The sequence below is a fragment of the Chloroherpetonaceae bacterium genome, from assembly GCA_025056565.1.
GTDB lineage: Bacteria > Bacteroidota > Chlorobiia > Chlorobiales > Thermochlorobacteraceae > Thermochlorobacter.
This window is the reverse complement of sequence record JANWWA010000004.1, coordinates 158,877-170,985: the sequence shown is the minus strand read 5'-3', so window position 1 is coordinate 170,985 and position 12,109 is coordinate 158,877. Positions and strand designations below refer to the sequence as shown.

23 protein-coding genes and 1 tRNA gene are annotated in these 12,109 nt (G+C 48.5%); all 24 read right to left on the bottom strand.

Annotation, left to right across the window (positions count from 1 at the left end):
• Nucleotides 1-10: 10 nt before the first annotated feature.
• A complete protein-coding gene (locus NZM05_05075) occupies nucleotides 11-1,003 on the bottom strand; it encodes a DNA-directed RNA polymerase subunit alpha (protein MCS7012989.1) in 993 nt (330 codons plus the stop codon).
• 49 nt (nucleotides 1,004-1,052) lie between these two features.
• A complete protein-coding gene (gene rpsD, locus NZM05_05070; protein MCS7012988.1) occupies nucleotides 1,053-1,664 on the bottom strand; it encodes a 30S ribosomal protein S4 in 612 nt (203 codons plus the stop codon).
• A 39-nt stretch (nucleotides 1,665-1,703) separates the two neighbouring features.
• Nucleotides 1,704-2,099: a 30S ribosomal protein S11 gene (gene rpsK / locus NZM05_05065; protein ID MCS7012987.1), complete on the bottom strand. Its 396-nt coding sequence runs from the start codon at nucleotides 2,097-2,099 to the stop codon at nucleotides 1,704-1,706.
• Between the two features lie 15 nt (nucleotides 2,100-2,114).
• A complete protein-coding gene (gene rpsM, locus NZM05_05060; GenBank protein ID MCS7012986.1) occupies nucleotides 2,115-2,495 on the bottom strand; it encodes a 30S ribosomal protein S13 in 381 nt (126 codons plus the stop codon).
• Between the two features lies 1 nt (nucleotide 2,496).
• Nucleotides 2,497-2,613, bottom strand: coding sequence for a 50S ribosomal protein L36 (rpmJ, locus tag NZM05_05055; protein ID MCS7012985.1), 117 nt, complete (start codon nucleotides 2,611-2,613; stop codon nucleotides 2,497-2,499).
• 88 nt (nucleotides 2,614-2,701) lie between these two features.
• Nucleotides 2,702-2,920 (bottom strand): translation initiation factor IF-1, encoded by a 219-nt coding sequence (infA, locus tag NZM05_05050; protein MCS7012984.1) that lies wholly within the window; start codon nucleotides 2,918-2,920, stop codon nucleotides 2,702-2,704.
• Between the two features lie 23 nt (nucleotides 2,921-2,943).
• Nucleotides 2,944-3,774, bottom strand: coding sequence for a type I methionyl aminopeptidase (gene map, locus NZM05_05045; protein MCS7012983.1), 831 nt, complete (start codon nucleotides 3,772-3,774; stop codon nucleotides 2,944-2,946).
• Between the two features lie 20 nt (nucleotides 3,775-3,794).
• Nucleotides 3,795-5,129 (bottom strand): preprotein translocase subunit SecY, encoded by a 1,335-nt coding sequence (gene secY, locus NZM05_05040; GenBank protein MCS7012982.1) that lies wholly within the window; start codon nucleotides 5,127-5,129, stop codon nucleotides 3,795-3,797.
• Between the two features lie 17 nt (nucleotides 5,130-5,146).
• Nucleotides 5,147-5,728, bottom strand: coding sequence for a 50S ribosomal protein L15 (rplO, locus tag NZM05_05035; protein ID MCS7012981.1), 582 nt, complete (start codon nucleotides 5,726-5,728; stop codon nucleotides 5,147-5,149).
• A 55-nt stretch (nucleotides 5,729-5,783) separates the two neighbouring features.
• Nucleotides 5,784-5,990 (bottom strand): 50S ribosomal protein L30, encoded by a 207-nt coding sequence (rpmD, locus tag NZM05_05030; GenBank protein MCS7012980.1) that lies wholly within the window; start codon nucleotides 5,988-5,990, stop codon nucleotides 5,784-5,786.
• A gap of 13 nt (nucleotides 5,991-6,003) precedes the next feature.
• Nucleotides 6,004-6,531, bottom strand: coding sequence for a 30S ribosomal protein S5 (gene rpsE / locus NZM05_05025; protein ID MCS7012979.1), 528 nt, complete (start codon nucleotides 6,529-6,531; stop codon nucleotides 6,004-6,006).
• 17 nt (nucleotides 6,532-6,548) lie between these two features.
• Complete coding sequence (gene rplR, locus NZM05_05020) at nucleotides 6,549-6,908, bottom strand: 50S ribosomal protein L18 (protein MCS7012978.1); 360 nt, start codon at nucleotides 6,906-6,908, stop codon at nucleotides 6,549-6,551.
• Between the two features lie 58 nt (nucleotides 6,909-6,966).
• Entirely contained in the window at nucleotides 6,967-7,506 is a 540-nt protein-coding gene (gene rplF / locus NZM05_05015; protein ID MCS7012977.1) for a 50S ribosomal protein L6, read from the bottom strand.
• 24 nt (nucleotides 7,507-7,530) lie between these two features.
• Entirely contained in the window at nucleotides 7,531-7,926 is a 396-nt protein-coding gene (gene rpsH / locus NZM05_05010) for a 30S ribosomal protein S8 (protein MCS7012976.1), read from the bottom strand.
• Nucleotides 7,927-8,009: 83 nt separating this feature from the next.
• Nucleotides 8,010-8,279 carry a 30S ribosomal protein S14 gene (gene rpsN, locus NZM05_05005; protein MCS7012975.1) on the bottom strand — a complete coding sequence of 90 codons (270 nt, stop codon included), beginning with the start codon at nucleotides 8,277-8,279 and terminating at the stop codon, nucleotides 8,010-8,012.
• Nucleotides 8,280-8,288: 9 nt separating this feature from the next.
• The gene (gene rplE / locus NZM05_05000) at nucleotides 8,289-8,855 is read right to left on the bottom strand and encodes a 50S ribosomal protein L5 (GenBank protein ID MCS7012974.1); all 567 of its coding nucleotides are present in this window, start codon (nucleotides 8,853-8,855) and stop codon (nucleotides 8,289-8,291) included.
• Between the two features lie 143 nt (nucleotides 8,856-8,998).
• Entirely contained in the window at nucleotides 8,999-9,274 is a 276-nt protein-coding gene (locus NZM05_04995; GenBank protein MCS7012973.1) for a 50S ribosomal protein L24, read from the bottom strand.
• Between the two features lie 22 nt (nucleotides 9,275-9,296).
• Nucleotides 9,297-9,369 (bottom strand) — tRNA-Gly (locus NZM05_04990).
• Nucleotides 9,370-9,391: 22 nt separating this feature from the next.
• On the bottom strand, nucleotides 9,392-9,760 hold the full coding sequence (gene rplN / locus NZM05_04985; protein ID MCS7012972.1) for a 50S ribosomal protein L14: 369 nt from the start codon (nucleotides 9,758-9,760) through the stop codon (nucleotides 9,392-9,394).
• A 35-nt stretch (nucleotides 9,761-9,795) separates the two neighbouring features.
• A complete protein-coding gene (rpsQ, locus tag NZM05_04980; protein MCS7012971.1) occupies nucleotides 9,796-10,119 on the bottom strand; it encodes a 30S ribosomal protein S17 in 324 nt (107 codons plus the stop codon).
• A 3-nt stretch (nucleotides 10,120-10,122) separates the two neighbouring features.
• Nucleotides 10,123-10,347 carry a 50S ribosomal protein L29 gene (rpmC, locus tag NZM05_04975; protein ID MCS7012970.1) on the bottom strand — a complete coding sequence of 75 codons (225 nt, stop codon included), beginning with the start codon at nucleotides 10,345-10,347 and terminating at the stop codon, nucleotides 10,123-10,125.
• A gap of 15 nt (nucleotides 10,348-10,362) precedes the next feature.
• Nucleotides 10,363-10,806: a 50S ribosomal protein L16 gene (gene rplP, locus NZM05_04970; protein ID MCS7012969.1), complete on the bottom strand. Its 444-nt coding sequence runs from the start codon at nucleotides 10,804-10,806 to the stop codon at nucleotides 10,363-10,365.
• 17 nt (nucleotides 10,807-10,823) lie between these two features.
• Complete coding sequence (rpsC, locus tag NZM05_04965; protein ID MCS7012968.1) at nucleotides 10,824-11,633, bottom strand: 30S ribosomal protein S3; 810 nt, start codon at nucleotides 11,631-11,633, stop codon at nucleotides 10,824-10,826.
• A 26-nt stretch (nucleotides 11,634-11,659) separates the two neighbouring features.
• Entirely contained in the window at nucleotides 11,660-12,103 is a 444-nt protein-coding gene (gene rplV, locus NZM05_04960; protein MCS7012967.1) for a 50S ribosomal protein L22, read from the bottom strand.
• Nucleotides 12,104-12,109 lie beyond the last annotated feature (6 nt).

Sequence of the window (12,109 nt, the reverse complement as noted above, 5' to 3'; positions counted from 1 at the left end):
TCGGATGGTGTTACTTTTCGTTCAAGCGATACTTTGAAACGTCCATTCCAAAGTGTAGCCCCTTCGACTCCACGAGTTCTTTAAGCTCAGCCAGTGACTTTTTGCCGAAATTTTTGAATTTTAGGAGTTCTTCTTCTCGCTTGCTGACCAACTGTCCAAGCGTTTCAATCTCAGCTGAGCGCAGGCAGTTATGCGAGCGCACCGATAGCTCAATGTCTTCCATTCGTGTCATCAAAAGATTGCGAATGCGCTCAAACTCAGCGTCATCTTCCTTTACTTCTTGCTCGACGGGCTCTTCCTCAGCGGTCGGTGCAAACTTGGTAAAGAGGCTTACGTGATCGGCAATAATCTTTCCTGCAAGACTGACCGCTTCATCGGGCTGAATTGAGCCATCGGTTGTAACTTCCAAAATAAGTTTTTCGTAGTCAGTTCGCTGCCCTACGCGTGTGTTCTCCACTGTGTATTTGACATTGCGAATCGGCGTGAAAATAGAATCTACGGCAATGAACCCCAATGGCATTCCTTCAGGCTTGTTTTCCTCAGCAGGCACATATCCACGTCCTCGCCCAACATAGATATCCATCTTCACGGTTACATTCTTTGTAATTGTGGCAATGTGAAGGTCAGGATTGAGCACCTCGAAGTCTGCTTCCGGGCTGACAATATCCCCTGCTACGAAGTCTCTTGGCCCCTTCAGCGTGAGTGAAACCATTGCATTGCGCTTGCTAATAGAGCGGAAGCGCACCTGCTTGAGGTTCAGGATAATATCAGGCACATCTTCCTTGACTCCTTCAATCGTGGAGAATTCGTGTAGAATCCCCTCAATTTTGATACCTGTGATAGCTGTGCCGGGCAGCGATGAGAGCAAGACACGTCGCATTGCGTTGCCTATTGTTACGCCATAGCCGCGTTCCAGTGGCTGTGCAATGAAACGACCGAACTGGTTAGAAAAAGTGCTCTCATCAAGCTCCAACCGCTCTGGCATCTGCATCGGTTGAATCATAGTGCTCCTTAGTTTGGTTTAGCAAGCAAGTAAGCGAACTTCCCTCAGCCTACTTAGAATAGAGTTCGACCACCAGCTGCTCGTTAAACGGTTCTTGCACTTCGCTGCGTTCAGGCGCGTTCAGAAACACTGCCTTCAGGTTCGCCTTATCAACCTGAATCCACTGTGGGATCTGTGAGTCAGGCTTTTTGTTAAGGGAGTTACGCACTACTTCCAGATTTTTGCTCTTCGGACGAAACTCAATCACATCACCTGGACGCAGCTGATACGATGGAATATTCACCTTCTTGCCATTGACCAGTAGATGGCAGTGCGTAACTAACTGTCGGGCAGCTGGACGAGTTGGCGCAAACCCTGCGCGATAGACGACATTGTCTAACCTTGATTCCAACATCTTGACCAGATTGTCGCCTGTTACGCCTTTCATCCGTGAGGCTTTCTCGAAGTAAAGTCGGAACTGGCGCTCCAAGACGCCGTAGATATACTTCATCTTTTGCTTTTCGCGCAGTTGCACCGCATACTCAGAAATCTTACCCTTCTTGTTCTGACCGTGCTGACCTGGAGGGTATGGTCTGCGGTCTAAGTATTTTTCGTCTTTCGGCACAATTGCCACGCCAAGGCGTCGTGAAACCTTAGCAGTTGAACCCAGATATCTTGCCATATAGAAATGCTTAGGTGATTGACATCGGTTTTGAACAACTCAGACTCTTCTGCGCTTAGGTGGGCGACAGCCATTGTGCGGCAGTGGCGTAATGTCGCGAATAGAACGAACTTCTAAGCCTGCCGTCTGCAGAGAGCGAATCGCTGCATCTCGTCCCGATCCTGGACCTTTGATGAGCACATCGACCTTCCGCACACCATGCTCTGCCGCTTCTCTGGCTGCAGCTTCCGCCGTTACTTGCGCCGCATATGGTGTGTTTTTCTTCGAACCCTTGAACCCATTCTTGCCAGCGGTCGACCACGCGATTGTGTTGCCCGCCATATCGGTAATGGTTACAAGAATATTGTTAAAGGTCGCTTTGATGTGCGCGATTCCTTCGGTCGTTGCAGCAACTTTCTTCTTGCGCTTTGCTGTAGTGGTTTTCTCTGTTGCCATATCTTTGCGTCCAGATTATTTCTTTGCGACAGCTTTCTTCTTACCTGCCACAGTTTTGCGCTTACCTTTTCGGGTGCGTGCATTAGTGCGCGTGCGTTGCCCTCTAACAGGCAATCCTTTGCGATGCCGCAGCCCACGATAGCAGCCAATATCCATTAGCCGCTTGATGGCAAGCTGCTGCTCGCTACGCGCCTGTCCTTCCACTTTATACTCCGTGGCGATGATATTGCGAATCGCATTGGCTTCATCGTCTGTCAGTTCGCCAATACGCTTATCTTCACTAATACCTGCTTTGGCGAGAATTTTTTTTGCTGATGTTCTACCAATGCCGTAAATGTAAGTTAGCCCGATAACGGCACGCTTATTTCTTGGAAGATCAACTCCTGCAACTCTCATCTTATCCTTGACGCTGTTTATGGTTTGGATTTTTCTTGCAAATCACCAGAATCTTGCCTTTCCTGCGAATAATTTTGCAGGCTTCGCAGCGCTTTTTGACGGCTGAATAGACTTTCATCGTGATTGTTTGTTTTCAATTGCTGTAAGACAGAAAGGGCGCAAAGATACTGTATTTGCCTTAATTTGCAAAACTGCGTTGTGCAGTGCTACTTAAAGCGGTAGGTAATCCGCCCCTTGCTGAAGTCATATGGGGACACTTGAACGCGTACACGGTCGCCGGGCAAAATCTTGATGAAATTCATTCTCATCTTGCCCGATACATGCGCCAAAATCTCAAGGTTGTTTTCCAGCCTTACTCTAAAATTTGCATTCGGTAAGGCTTCCAAAATCACGCCATCAATCTCAATTGCTTCTTCCTTTGCCATACTCCTTCCCTGTTTGGTTGAGATTATATGGTTTCAACTTTTTTCTCTGCAGCCTCTTCTACGGCAGATTTATGCTTTCGGGATAGGGTTAAAATCTCTGCCTGACCTTTGCGCACTACTACAGTATGCTCAAAGTGTGCCGCAGGTTTCTTGTCACTTGTAATCGCTGTCCAAGTATCTGCCGCAATGATAGACTTGCGAGACTTGCCTAAGTTAATCATCGGCTCAATTGCCAAGCACATTCCTTCCCTTAGGAAGACACCTGTATTACGCTTTCCAATGTTCGGCACAGGTGGCTCTTCGTGCAGGCGTGTACCAATTCCATGCCCCACCATATTTTCAATCACACCATAGCCAAAGCTTTCTGCATACTGCTGAATGGCAGCAGAGATATCGTATAGCCGTTTCCCAACTACGGCTTCCTTAATTCCCAGCTCCAAACAGGTCTCAGTTACTTTTACGAGTTTTACCACTTCTGGCTTTACATTGCCAACCAAAAATGTTCGAGCTGAATCGGCGTGGTAGCCGTCTTTGCAGGCTCCACAGTCAATTGAGATAATATCTCCATCTTTGAGCACGCGCTTCGGACTTGGAATGCCGTGCACAACTTCTTCATTGATAGATGTGCAAAGCGTCGCAGGGTATGGTCGGGTGTTGCGTGCTCCTTTCGGCACATAGCCCAAAAAACTCGGCTTTGCACCTTGTGAGCGAATGTAGTCCTCAGCTAATTCATCCAGTCGTTTCGTCGTTACCCCTTCCTTTATCTCAGCCTCTAACATATCCAATGTCTCAGCTACAATTCTCCCAGCTTCTCTCATTATGTCAATTTCCCATTCGCTTCGTGCTGTAACCATCTGCGTTTCTCTCTTTTAGTTTAGGCAGGCACGCTGCGCCCTTTGAGTCTACCTGACTTCATAAAGCCATCGTAGTGGCGCATCAGCAGATGGCTTTCAATTTGTTGCAGCGTGTCCAGCGCTACGCCGACAATGATGAGCAGACTTGTTCCTCCAAAAAACTGTGCAAAGCCCGGGGTTACGTTCCCAAATTTAGTCAGCAGCGTAGGCAAAATTGCAATAATTGCTAATGCGATTGCCCCGGGTAATGTAATGCGGGTAAGAATGTTGTCAATGAAATCTGCTGTTGGCTTTCCGGGGCGCACGCCAGGAATAAATCCACCTTGTTTTTGCATCGTATCCGCCACATCCTTCGGATTAAAGGCTATAGCCGTATAGAAGTATGTGAAAAACACGATTAAAATGCCGAAAATGATGGCATAGCCCCATGAATCATATGAGATAAAGGCATTGATGCTCTGCATGGCCTCACTTTCGGGGAAAAATGAGACAATTGTGCTTGGAATAAACATAATTGACTGAGCAAAGATAATAGGCATTACGCCTGCAGTAATGACTCGCATTGGAATATACTGTGTGGTGCCACCATAGACTTTCCTGCCCACCACTCGTCGTGCATACTGCACGGGAATTCGGCGCGTGCCCACTGTTAGAAACACAACACCTGCCACAATCAGCAGCATGACACCTAACACAATGATTTCTACGATGAGATTCTTGCTTCCTGATGCCACCAGTTGCCATTCACCCACTAAGGCTTGCGGGAAGCGTGCCAAAATACCAATCATAATGATAAGCGAAATGCCGTTGCCGATGCCTCGCTCAGTGATGCGCTCACCCAGCCACATCGTGAAAATGGTCGCTGCCGTCAATGTGATGATGGTTGAAAGGGTGAAGAAAAAGCCAGGTTCAGGCACAATTGGCTGCCCAAACGAGGCTGGGCTTGAGAGGCTAACACTTACGCCCCATGCCTGCAACATCGCTACCAGCACAGTTCCATAGCGCGTAAGCTGGTTGATTTTCTTACGCCCTTCTTCCCCTTCTTTTTGAAGTTTCTGAAAATACGGCGTTACTGCACCTAGCAGTTGAATAATGATTGAGGCGGAGATGTAGGGCATAATACCCAATGCAAACACTGAAGCGCGCTTAAATGCGCCTCCTACGAAGAGATCAAACAGTCCGAACAAATCGTTGGTCGGTCCTTGCCCTGCTTCAGCAACCGCTGAGGCATCTACGCCCGGAATGGTGATATGCGACCCAATGCGATAGACAACCAGCAATCCTACCGTGTAGAGAATCCTATCTCTCAGTTCTGGAATCTTGCTGATGTTCCGAATGCTATCAATGAGCTTCATCAGTCTCTATGGGTTAATCATTTTTTGGCTGCTGCAGCCTTGCGTGCTAGCTTGGCTGCTTTTTTGATTTCCTCAACAGGCTTCTTTGGTGTCAGCAGCGCTTCGTCAAGTGGCTTTGTCTTCTGCATTCGCTCAGCTTCTTCGAGTGTGCGCTCTGCTAAGATAACTTTGCCGCCTGCTTTTTCAATTTTTTCCTTTGCGCTTTCGCTAAATGCATGCGCTGTAATGGTAATTGCTACTGTAATGTCGCCGTTGCCAAGTACTTTTATGCGACGACGTCTGGCTGGCACACCAATTTTCGCTAAGGCTTCCAGCGATACTTCGGGCGTCAATTTACCTTTTTTTATCCACGCCTCAATCTGTCCCACATTAATCGTTTCATACTCTTCACGACTGGGATTTATGAAGCCAAACTTTGGAATGCGGCGGAAAAACGGCATCTGACCGCCCTCTTTCAGTGAGCTGGTGTAACCGCTACGCGACTTATGCCCTTTCGTGCCTCGACCTGCGGTTGTGCCCAGACCAGAGCCAGGTCCGCGTCCGACGCGCTTGCGTGTTTTTCTTGACCCTTTCGCAAAACGCAGTGTGCTGAGGTTCATTGTCGTTTCCGTTTCAAGCGTTTCTGGAATTGTGTAAGCCGCAAATTAAGCGTCCTTAGTTCAGTTCCTCCACTTTTACCAAGTGGGCAACTACCTCGAGCTGTCCTCTCAGACGGGGGTCATCGTTCAGGACTACAGAGTAGTTGGGTCTTCCCAGCTTCAGTGCTCTGATAGTCGCTTTTTGTTTTTTTGTTGAGCCTATGATGCTGCGAACTTGCGTGATTTTCAGTTTCTTTTTTGGTTGTGCCGCTGACTCTGACATCGCTCTACTGAGTTTAGCTTTCGAAGACTTCTTTCAGAGTTTTACCACGACGCATGGCGACATCACGTGCATCGCTCAGGCTCAGCAAACCCTTGATGGTCGCCTTTACGACATTATGCGGATTTGATGAGCCGAGTGATTTGGTGAGCACATCCTTAACCCCTGCACTTTCCAAGACAGCACGTACTGCGCCACCTGCGATGATTCCTGTGCCGGGCGTGGCTGGCTTGAGCAGCACCTTTGCTGCACCGAACTTTGCAAACACTTCGTGCGGAATTGTGCCCTTCACGATCGGCACTTCGAAGACGTTTTTCTTTGCATCTTCAACCCCCTTCGCAATTGCATCCTGCACTTCATTTGCCTTACCTAAGCCATAGCCCACATGCCCTTCTCCGTCGCCAACGACGACAATCGCATTAAACCCAAAGCGCTTGCCACCTTTCACTACCTTTGCCGTGCGATTCACTTGCACCAGCTTTTCCTTTAAGTTTAGCTCCCCTGGCTTAACTTTTTTCTTAGCCTGTGTAGTTACTTTTGGCATTTTTGACTTGGTTTTGATTAAAACTCCAGCCCGCCTTCTCGTGCCCCATCTGCTAAGGCTTTCACACGTCCATGATAGCGATATCCATTTCGGTCAAACGCAACCTTCGTGATACCTTTTGCCTTAGCTTTCTCAGCCAGCATCCTACCGATTTCTCGGCTCACTTCTACTTTCTTTTTGCCGTTCAGCATCGGTGCAAATGCTTTTGAATTGCTGGTTATGGCTACGAGTGTTTCGCCTTTTTCATCATCAATAATCTGTGCATAGATATGTTTCAAGCTCCGATAGACGGAGAGGCGTGGTCGCTCTGCAGTGCCTCTTATCTTTGCGCGAACTCGTGCTCTGATTTTCTCTCTGCGTTTTCGTTTCAGAATCATTTTCCTAAAACAGTTGCGAAAGCGAAGCTCTCGCTTTCAGGTTAAGGAAAATTTGTCTCTACTTACCTGCAGTCTTGCCTTCTTTGCGGCGAATGACCTCATTTTCATACTTGATGCCTTTGCCCTTGTAAGGCTCTGGCTTTTTGAACGAGCGAATCTTCGCAGCGACGCTACCTACCAGCTCCTTATCAATCCCACTTACAACGACGCTGGTTGGTTGCGGCACTTCCACTCTAACACCTTCTGGCGGTCTGAAATAGATCGGGTGCGAATACCCTAGTGAAAAAATGATGTAGTTTTGCTTTGCTTCGGCTTTGTAACCAACTCCCACTAGCTCTAACTTGCGTGTGTAGCCTTGTGAGACACCGACAATCATATTGTTGATTAGCGCACGATAGAGTCCGTGCATCGCCTTGGTTTGTTTCTCGTCATTTTGTCGTTCTACTTTTACACTGTCAGGTTCTACCTTCACCGTGAGTGCACCTCGCAGCGGATATTCCAACTTACCTTTCGGTCCCTCAACTTTGATAAGACCGTCTTTTACCTCGACCTTCACGCCTTTGACTAATGGGATTGGTTTCTTGCCAATTCTTGACATTTTAGCATCTCCTTTCTCTCTGGATCAACTGATGCGAAAGAGGACTTCACCGCCAACCCCTGCAGCGCGGGCTTCCTTATCAGTCATCAAGCCCTTCGAGGTTGTGAGGATTGATAGCCCCAGTCCACCCAGATACTTTTTGATGTTCTTGCCTTCATAGACGCGTCGTCCGGGCGTGCTGACACGCTGCAAAGTCTTAATCGCATGCTGCCCAAACGCATCATATTTGAGCTGGATACGAATTATTGGGAACTTCCCAGACTCAATCACTGTGAAGTCCTTGATGTATCCCTTATCTTTCAACAGTTGCGTAATGCCCACCTTGAGCTTTGAGCTTGGGATATCAACTGTCTTATGCTTAGCTTTCGCTGCGTTACGAATGCGTGTTAAGTAATCTGCAATTGGATCTGTTACTGGCATAGCGGTTTAGATTTCTTCGTGCGTCCCGCAGGCTCGCCATTGCACTGCGGCAGCCACGAAGGTTGAACTTACAGGGTTAGGTTTTACCAACTTGCTTTCTTCATTCCTGGAATTTTGCCTTCCAAGGCAAACTTTCGAAGAATGTGGCGGCAGACACCAAACTTGCGATAGACTCCTCGTCCCCTGCCTGTAATTGCGCAGCGGTTTCGGTACCGTGTTGGCGAGCTGTCGCGCGGTAGTTCACGCAAAGCATCCATATTGCCTTCTTCTTTCAGCTTCTTGCGCAGCTCTGCGTATTTCTCAATCAGCCTCCTGCGCTTTTCGTTGCGTGCAATCACACTTTTCTTTGCCATGGGTATGGTTTAGTTTTTCTTTCGGAATGGCATTCCCAGTTCTTTTAGCAAGGCATAAGCCTCTTCGTCTGTCTTGGCAGTGGTTACGAAGGTGATATCCATTCCGTTGATCTTCGTTACTTTGTCAATATCAATCTCAGGAAAAATAATTTGTTCTTTAATGCCCAAGGTGTAATTGCCTCGGCCGTCGAAACTGCTGTCGCTCACACCCCTGAAATCTCGAATGCGCGGAATCGCCAGTGAGATGAGTCTATCCATAAATTCATACATTCGGGCGCGGCGCAGCGTTACGCGACAACCGATGGGCTGACCTTCTCGCAGTTTGAAGTTTGCAATGGATTTTCTGGCTTTACGAATCTCAGGCTTCTGTCCTGTAATGAGTGCCAGCTCCTTTGCGGCTGTGTCGAGCAATTTCGGGTCTTGTGCTGCCTCACCAATACCCATGTTAATGCAGATCTTCTCGAGGCGTGGCACCATCATCACATTTTTATATTTGAACTGCTCCATCAAGCGCCTTACCACCTCTTGGCGGTATTTCACTAAGAGCCGTGGCGGCGGCGCTGGCTCATTTGACATAGTTGCTGGTGCCTTAGCCGCTTCCTCAGTCTTCTTTTGCTTTTGTTTTTTTTGCTCTTTTGGCTCTTGTTTCTTTTGCTCTTTGTCTGCCATAGCGTGCGTGATTAAGAGATGGTCTTGGTCACCTCCGTTATTTGAAGAGATTATGACACTTTGCGCACGTTCGAGGCGTGAATTGGCATCTCCCGCTCAATGATAGCGCCCTGCGGGTAATTTTTATTCGGGCGTATGTGTTTGCGGCGTATGTTCACGCCCTCGACAATTACTCGGTTGGTTTCAGGGAAGACGCGCAGCACTTTACCCTGATAGCCTTTTTCTCTGTCAGCACGGACTGCTTCCGATGAAGTAATCGTTTTTAGAAGCTCGACCGTGTCACCTTTCTTGATATGCATCTTTGGTCGCTTGACCCCTGTTTTCATAACTGACCCGTTTCAAAGTTTGAGCGGGAGACGGGACTCGAACCCGCGACCAACAGCTTGGAAGGCTGTGACTCTACCAACTGAGTTACTCCCGCATCATTCTTGGGGGGTTTGAATTTACAACACTTCTGGCGCAAGTGAAATAATTTTCGTGTATTGCTTATCACGCAACTCTCTTGCAACGGGTCCAAAGATACGCGTGCCGCGTGGCTCGCCTTGCGCATTGATAAGCACCACCGCATTTTCATCAAAACGAATGTAGGAGCCATCTTTGCGGCGGTATTCCTTCTTGGTTCTCACGACCACTGCGCGTGAGACTTCCTTTTTTTTCACTGTTCCGCCCGGAATAGCTGATTTTACCGATACAACAACCACATCGCCAATACGTGCATAGCGGCGACGCGTGCCACCAAGCACGTGAATTACTCGGACTTTCTTAGCCCCACTATTGTCCGCTACGACTAAGTTTGTTTCATTTTGAATCATTTGCTCAACGCTCCTTTCATCTCTGTTTAGCTGAATTACTTCGCCCGTTCAATAATCTCAGCTAAGACCCATGATTTGCGCTTGCTGATTGGGCGAAACTCCACGATGCGCACCGTATCGCCTACTTTAGCCTCGTTGTGCTCATCGTGCGCCATAATCTTGGTCGTTTTCTTAAAGTATTTCTTGTAAATTGGGTGTTGCACACGTCGTTCAATCGCTACCACGATGCTCTTCTGCATCTTGTCGCTGATAACCTTGCCGATTCTTTCGCGTTTGAGGCTCTTCTTTTCAGCTGGTCGCGCTGGCTCATCTTTTGGCGCCTCAGCTGGCGTTTGAGAAAGCATTTCTTGCTCCGACATAGCTTAGGCTTCCTTATTTTTTGAAGCTTCTTTTTCTCTTTGAAGTTGCATCTGCCGCAATCGTGTTTTCATTCGCGCAATATCTTTTCGCAGATTGCGCAAAATCATCGGGTTCGTAGGCGGCTCAATGACTTTGTTAAACTTGATGTTCGCAATCTGCTGTTTGCACTCCTTGATACGTGCTTTCATCTCTGCCTCAGTCAGTGCAGCAATCTCATACTTTTTCATGGTGCATCTCCTTCTTTACTTTTTCGCTGCTGAAGTTTCTTCATAGTCAGGGCGCACGACAAACTTTGTCCTAACTGGTAACTTTGCAGCAGCCAAGCGAAATGCTTCTTCGGCTGTTGCTTTCGGCACCCCATCAATCTCGAACATAATGCAACCCGGTTTGACGACAGCGACCCAAAACTCTGGCGAACCCTTACCTGAACCCATTCGGGTCTCTGCTGGCTTCTTTGTAACAGGCTTATCAGGGAAGATGCGAATCCATGTCTTGCCATCGCGTTTCATATAGCGCGTCATTGCAATACGGGCTGCTTCAATTTGGCGGCTGGTAATCCAGCCCGGGTCCAGGGCTTTTAGTCCGAAAGATCCGAAGGCCACTTCTGTGCCACGTGTGGCGTTTCCACGAATACGCCCGCGCTGCGATTTGCGATACTTGACGCGCTTTGGCATTAGTAAACTCATTAGAGCTGCCCTCCTTTTTAGCTTTCAGGTGCTTGATTGCTTCCACCTTCCTGCGACGCAGTGCTTTTTGAGCCCCCTCTGCGACGGCGGCGACGCTTACCTTGCTTTTGTTCCTGACGACCACGTGCTCTGGCACTTTCTCGGCGGTCCCGCACCTTCTGGCGCTCTTCTTCCTCGAGCGCTTCAATTCGCTGGCCGAGCACCTCACCTTTGTAAATCCACACTTTCACGCCTACCGTGCCTGTAATGGTGAAGGCGGTGCTCTGCGCATAGTCAATGTTTGCGCGCAGCGTGTGCAACGGCACTTTTCCTTCCCTATACTGCTCCATACGCGCAATTTCGGCACCGCCCAAGCGACCACTCACTTGCACGCGCACACCTTCTGCACCTGCGCGCATTGCCTGCTGAATTGCTTGTTTCATTGCTCGGCGAAATGCCACACGCCCTTCCAGTTGCGCTGCAATATTGTCTGCAACCAACTGCGCATCTAATTCAGGCTTCTTAATTTCAATGACATCAATTTTGACTTCCTTCTTTGTGAGCTTCCCTAACTCTTGGCTTAGTGTGTTAATTTCTTCGCCACTCTTGCCCACCACTGCACCTGGGCGTGCAGCATAGATATAGAGCTTGATATTCTTGGTCGTCCGTTCAATTACGACCTTTGAGACGCCCGCTTTCTGTCGCTTTAAGCGAGTTGTGACATAGTTACGAATCACGTAATCTTCTTTAATCTTATCGGCGACACTTCTCGAGTTGTCATACCAGCGAGAGTCCCAATCTTTGATAATGCCCAATCGAAAGCCTATTGGATTAACTTTTTGACCCACGAGTCGTTTCCTTTCTTAGTTTGTGGTTAAGCGTTTTTTGCGTCGGCTTTTGGCTGTTTTTCACGCACTGGCTTGCGCTTGTCTACAACAATCGTAAGATGATTAGAACGCTTGCGAATGCGGTAGGCTCTACCCATCGGCGCAGGCAAGATGCGCTTTAGCGTGACCCCTTCATTGACGAAGGCTTCCACAATAACTAAATCGCGCTCGCTAACAGGGTCATTTGGATTGCGATTTAGGTAGTTTGACACTGCTGATTTGAGCGTGCGCATCACGGTGCGTGCAGCGTGCTTAGTAGAGTTCTGCAAGATGGCCATTGCCGTCTCTACATCTTTGCCACGCACCAAATCCACTACCAGCCTCATCTTGCGTGGTGAGGTCGGCATGTGCCTTAGCACCGCTCGGCTTCGACTGGCTTGGCGGCGCGCTTCTTTGCGCGCTTCAGCTGCTTCGCGTTTTCTTGCTCCCATCGCTTT

Coding starts and splice junctions, on each gene's coding strand:
- rpsN (MCS7012975.1), bottom strand. CDS start 8,279: ATGGCAAAGAAAAGTGTGATTGCACGCAACGAAAAGCGCAGGAGGCTG.
- rpsD (MCS7012988.1), bottom strand. CDS start 1,664: ATGGCAAGATATCTGGGTTCAACTGCTAAGGTTTCACGACGCCTTGGC.
- rpsM (MCS7012986.1), bottom strand. CDS start 2,495: ATGAGAGTTGCAGGAGTTGATCTTCCAAGAAATAAGCGTGCCGTTATC.
- rplE (MCS7012974.1), bottom strand. CDS start 8,855: ATGTCAAATGAGCCAGCGCCGCCGCCACGGCTCTTAGTGAAATACCGC.
- NZM05_04995 (MCS7012973.1), bottom strand. CDS start 9,274: ATGAAAACAGGGGTCAAGCGACCAAAGATGCATATCAAGAAAGGTGAC.
- rplP (MCS7012969.1), bottom strand. CDS start 10,806: ATGAGTTTACTAATGCCAAAGCGCGTCAAGTATCGCAAATCGCAGCGC.
- rplF (MCS7012977.1), bottom strand. CDS start 7,506: ATGTCAAGAATTGGCAAGAAACCAATCCCATTAGTCAAAGGCGTGAAG.
- rplR (MCS7012978.1), bottom strand. CDS start 6,908: ATGATTCTGAAACGAAAACGCAGAGAGAAAATCAGAGCACGAGTTCGC.
- rpmC (MCS7012970.1), bottom strand. CDS start 10,347: ATGAAAAAGTATGAGATTGCTGCACTGACTGAGGCAGAGATGAAAGCA.
- map (MCS7012983.1), bottom strand. CDS start 3,774: ATGGTTACAGCACGAAGCGAATGGGAAATTGACATAATGAGAGAAGCT.
- rpsE (MCS7012979.1), bottom strand. CDS start 6,531: ATGCCAAAAGTAACTACACAGGCTAAGAAAAAAGTTAAGCCAGGGGAG.
- NZM05_05075 (MCS7012989.1), bottom strand. CDS start 1,003: ATGATTCAACCGATGCAGATGCCAGAGCGGTTGGAGCTTGATGAGAGC.
- secY (MCS7012982.1), bottom strand. CDS start 5,129: ATGAAGCTCATTGATAGCATTCGGAACATCAGCAAGATTCCAGAACTG.
- infA (MCS7012984.1), bottom strand. CDS start 2,920: ATGGCAAAGGAAGAAGCAATTGAGATTGATGGCGTGATTTTGGAAGCC.
- rplN (MCS7012972.1), bottom strand. CDS start 9,760: ATGATTCAAAATGAAACAAACTTAGTCGTAGCGGACAATAGTGGGGCT.
- rpmD (MCS7012980.1), bottom strand. CDS start 5,990: ATGTCAGAGTCAGCGGCACAACCAAAAAAGAAACTGAAAATCACGCAA.
- rpsQ (MCS7012971.1), bottom strand. CDS start 10,119: ATGTCGGAGCAAGAAATGCTTTCTCAAACGCCAGCTGAGGCGCCAAAA.
- rplV (MCS7012967.1), bottom strand. CDS start 12,103: ATGGGAGCAAGAAAACGCGAAGCAGCTGAAGCGCGCAAAGAAGCGCGC.
- rpmJ (MCS7012985.1), bottom strand. CDS start 2,613: ATGAAAGTCTATTCAGCCGTCAAAAAGCGCTGCGAAGCCTGCAAAATT.
- rpsK (MCS7012987.1), bottom strand. CDS start 2,099: ATGGCAACAGAGAAAACCACTACAGCAAAGCGCAAGAAGAAAGTTGCT.
- rplO (MCS7012981.1), bottom strand. CDS start 5,728: ATGAACCTCAGCACACTGCGTTTTGCGAAAGGGTCAAGAAAAACACGC.
- rpsH (MCS7012976.1), bottom strand. CDS start 7,926: ATGCCAGTAACAGATCCAATTGCAGATTACTTAACACGCATTCGTAAC.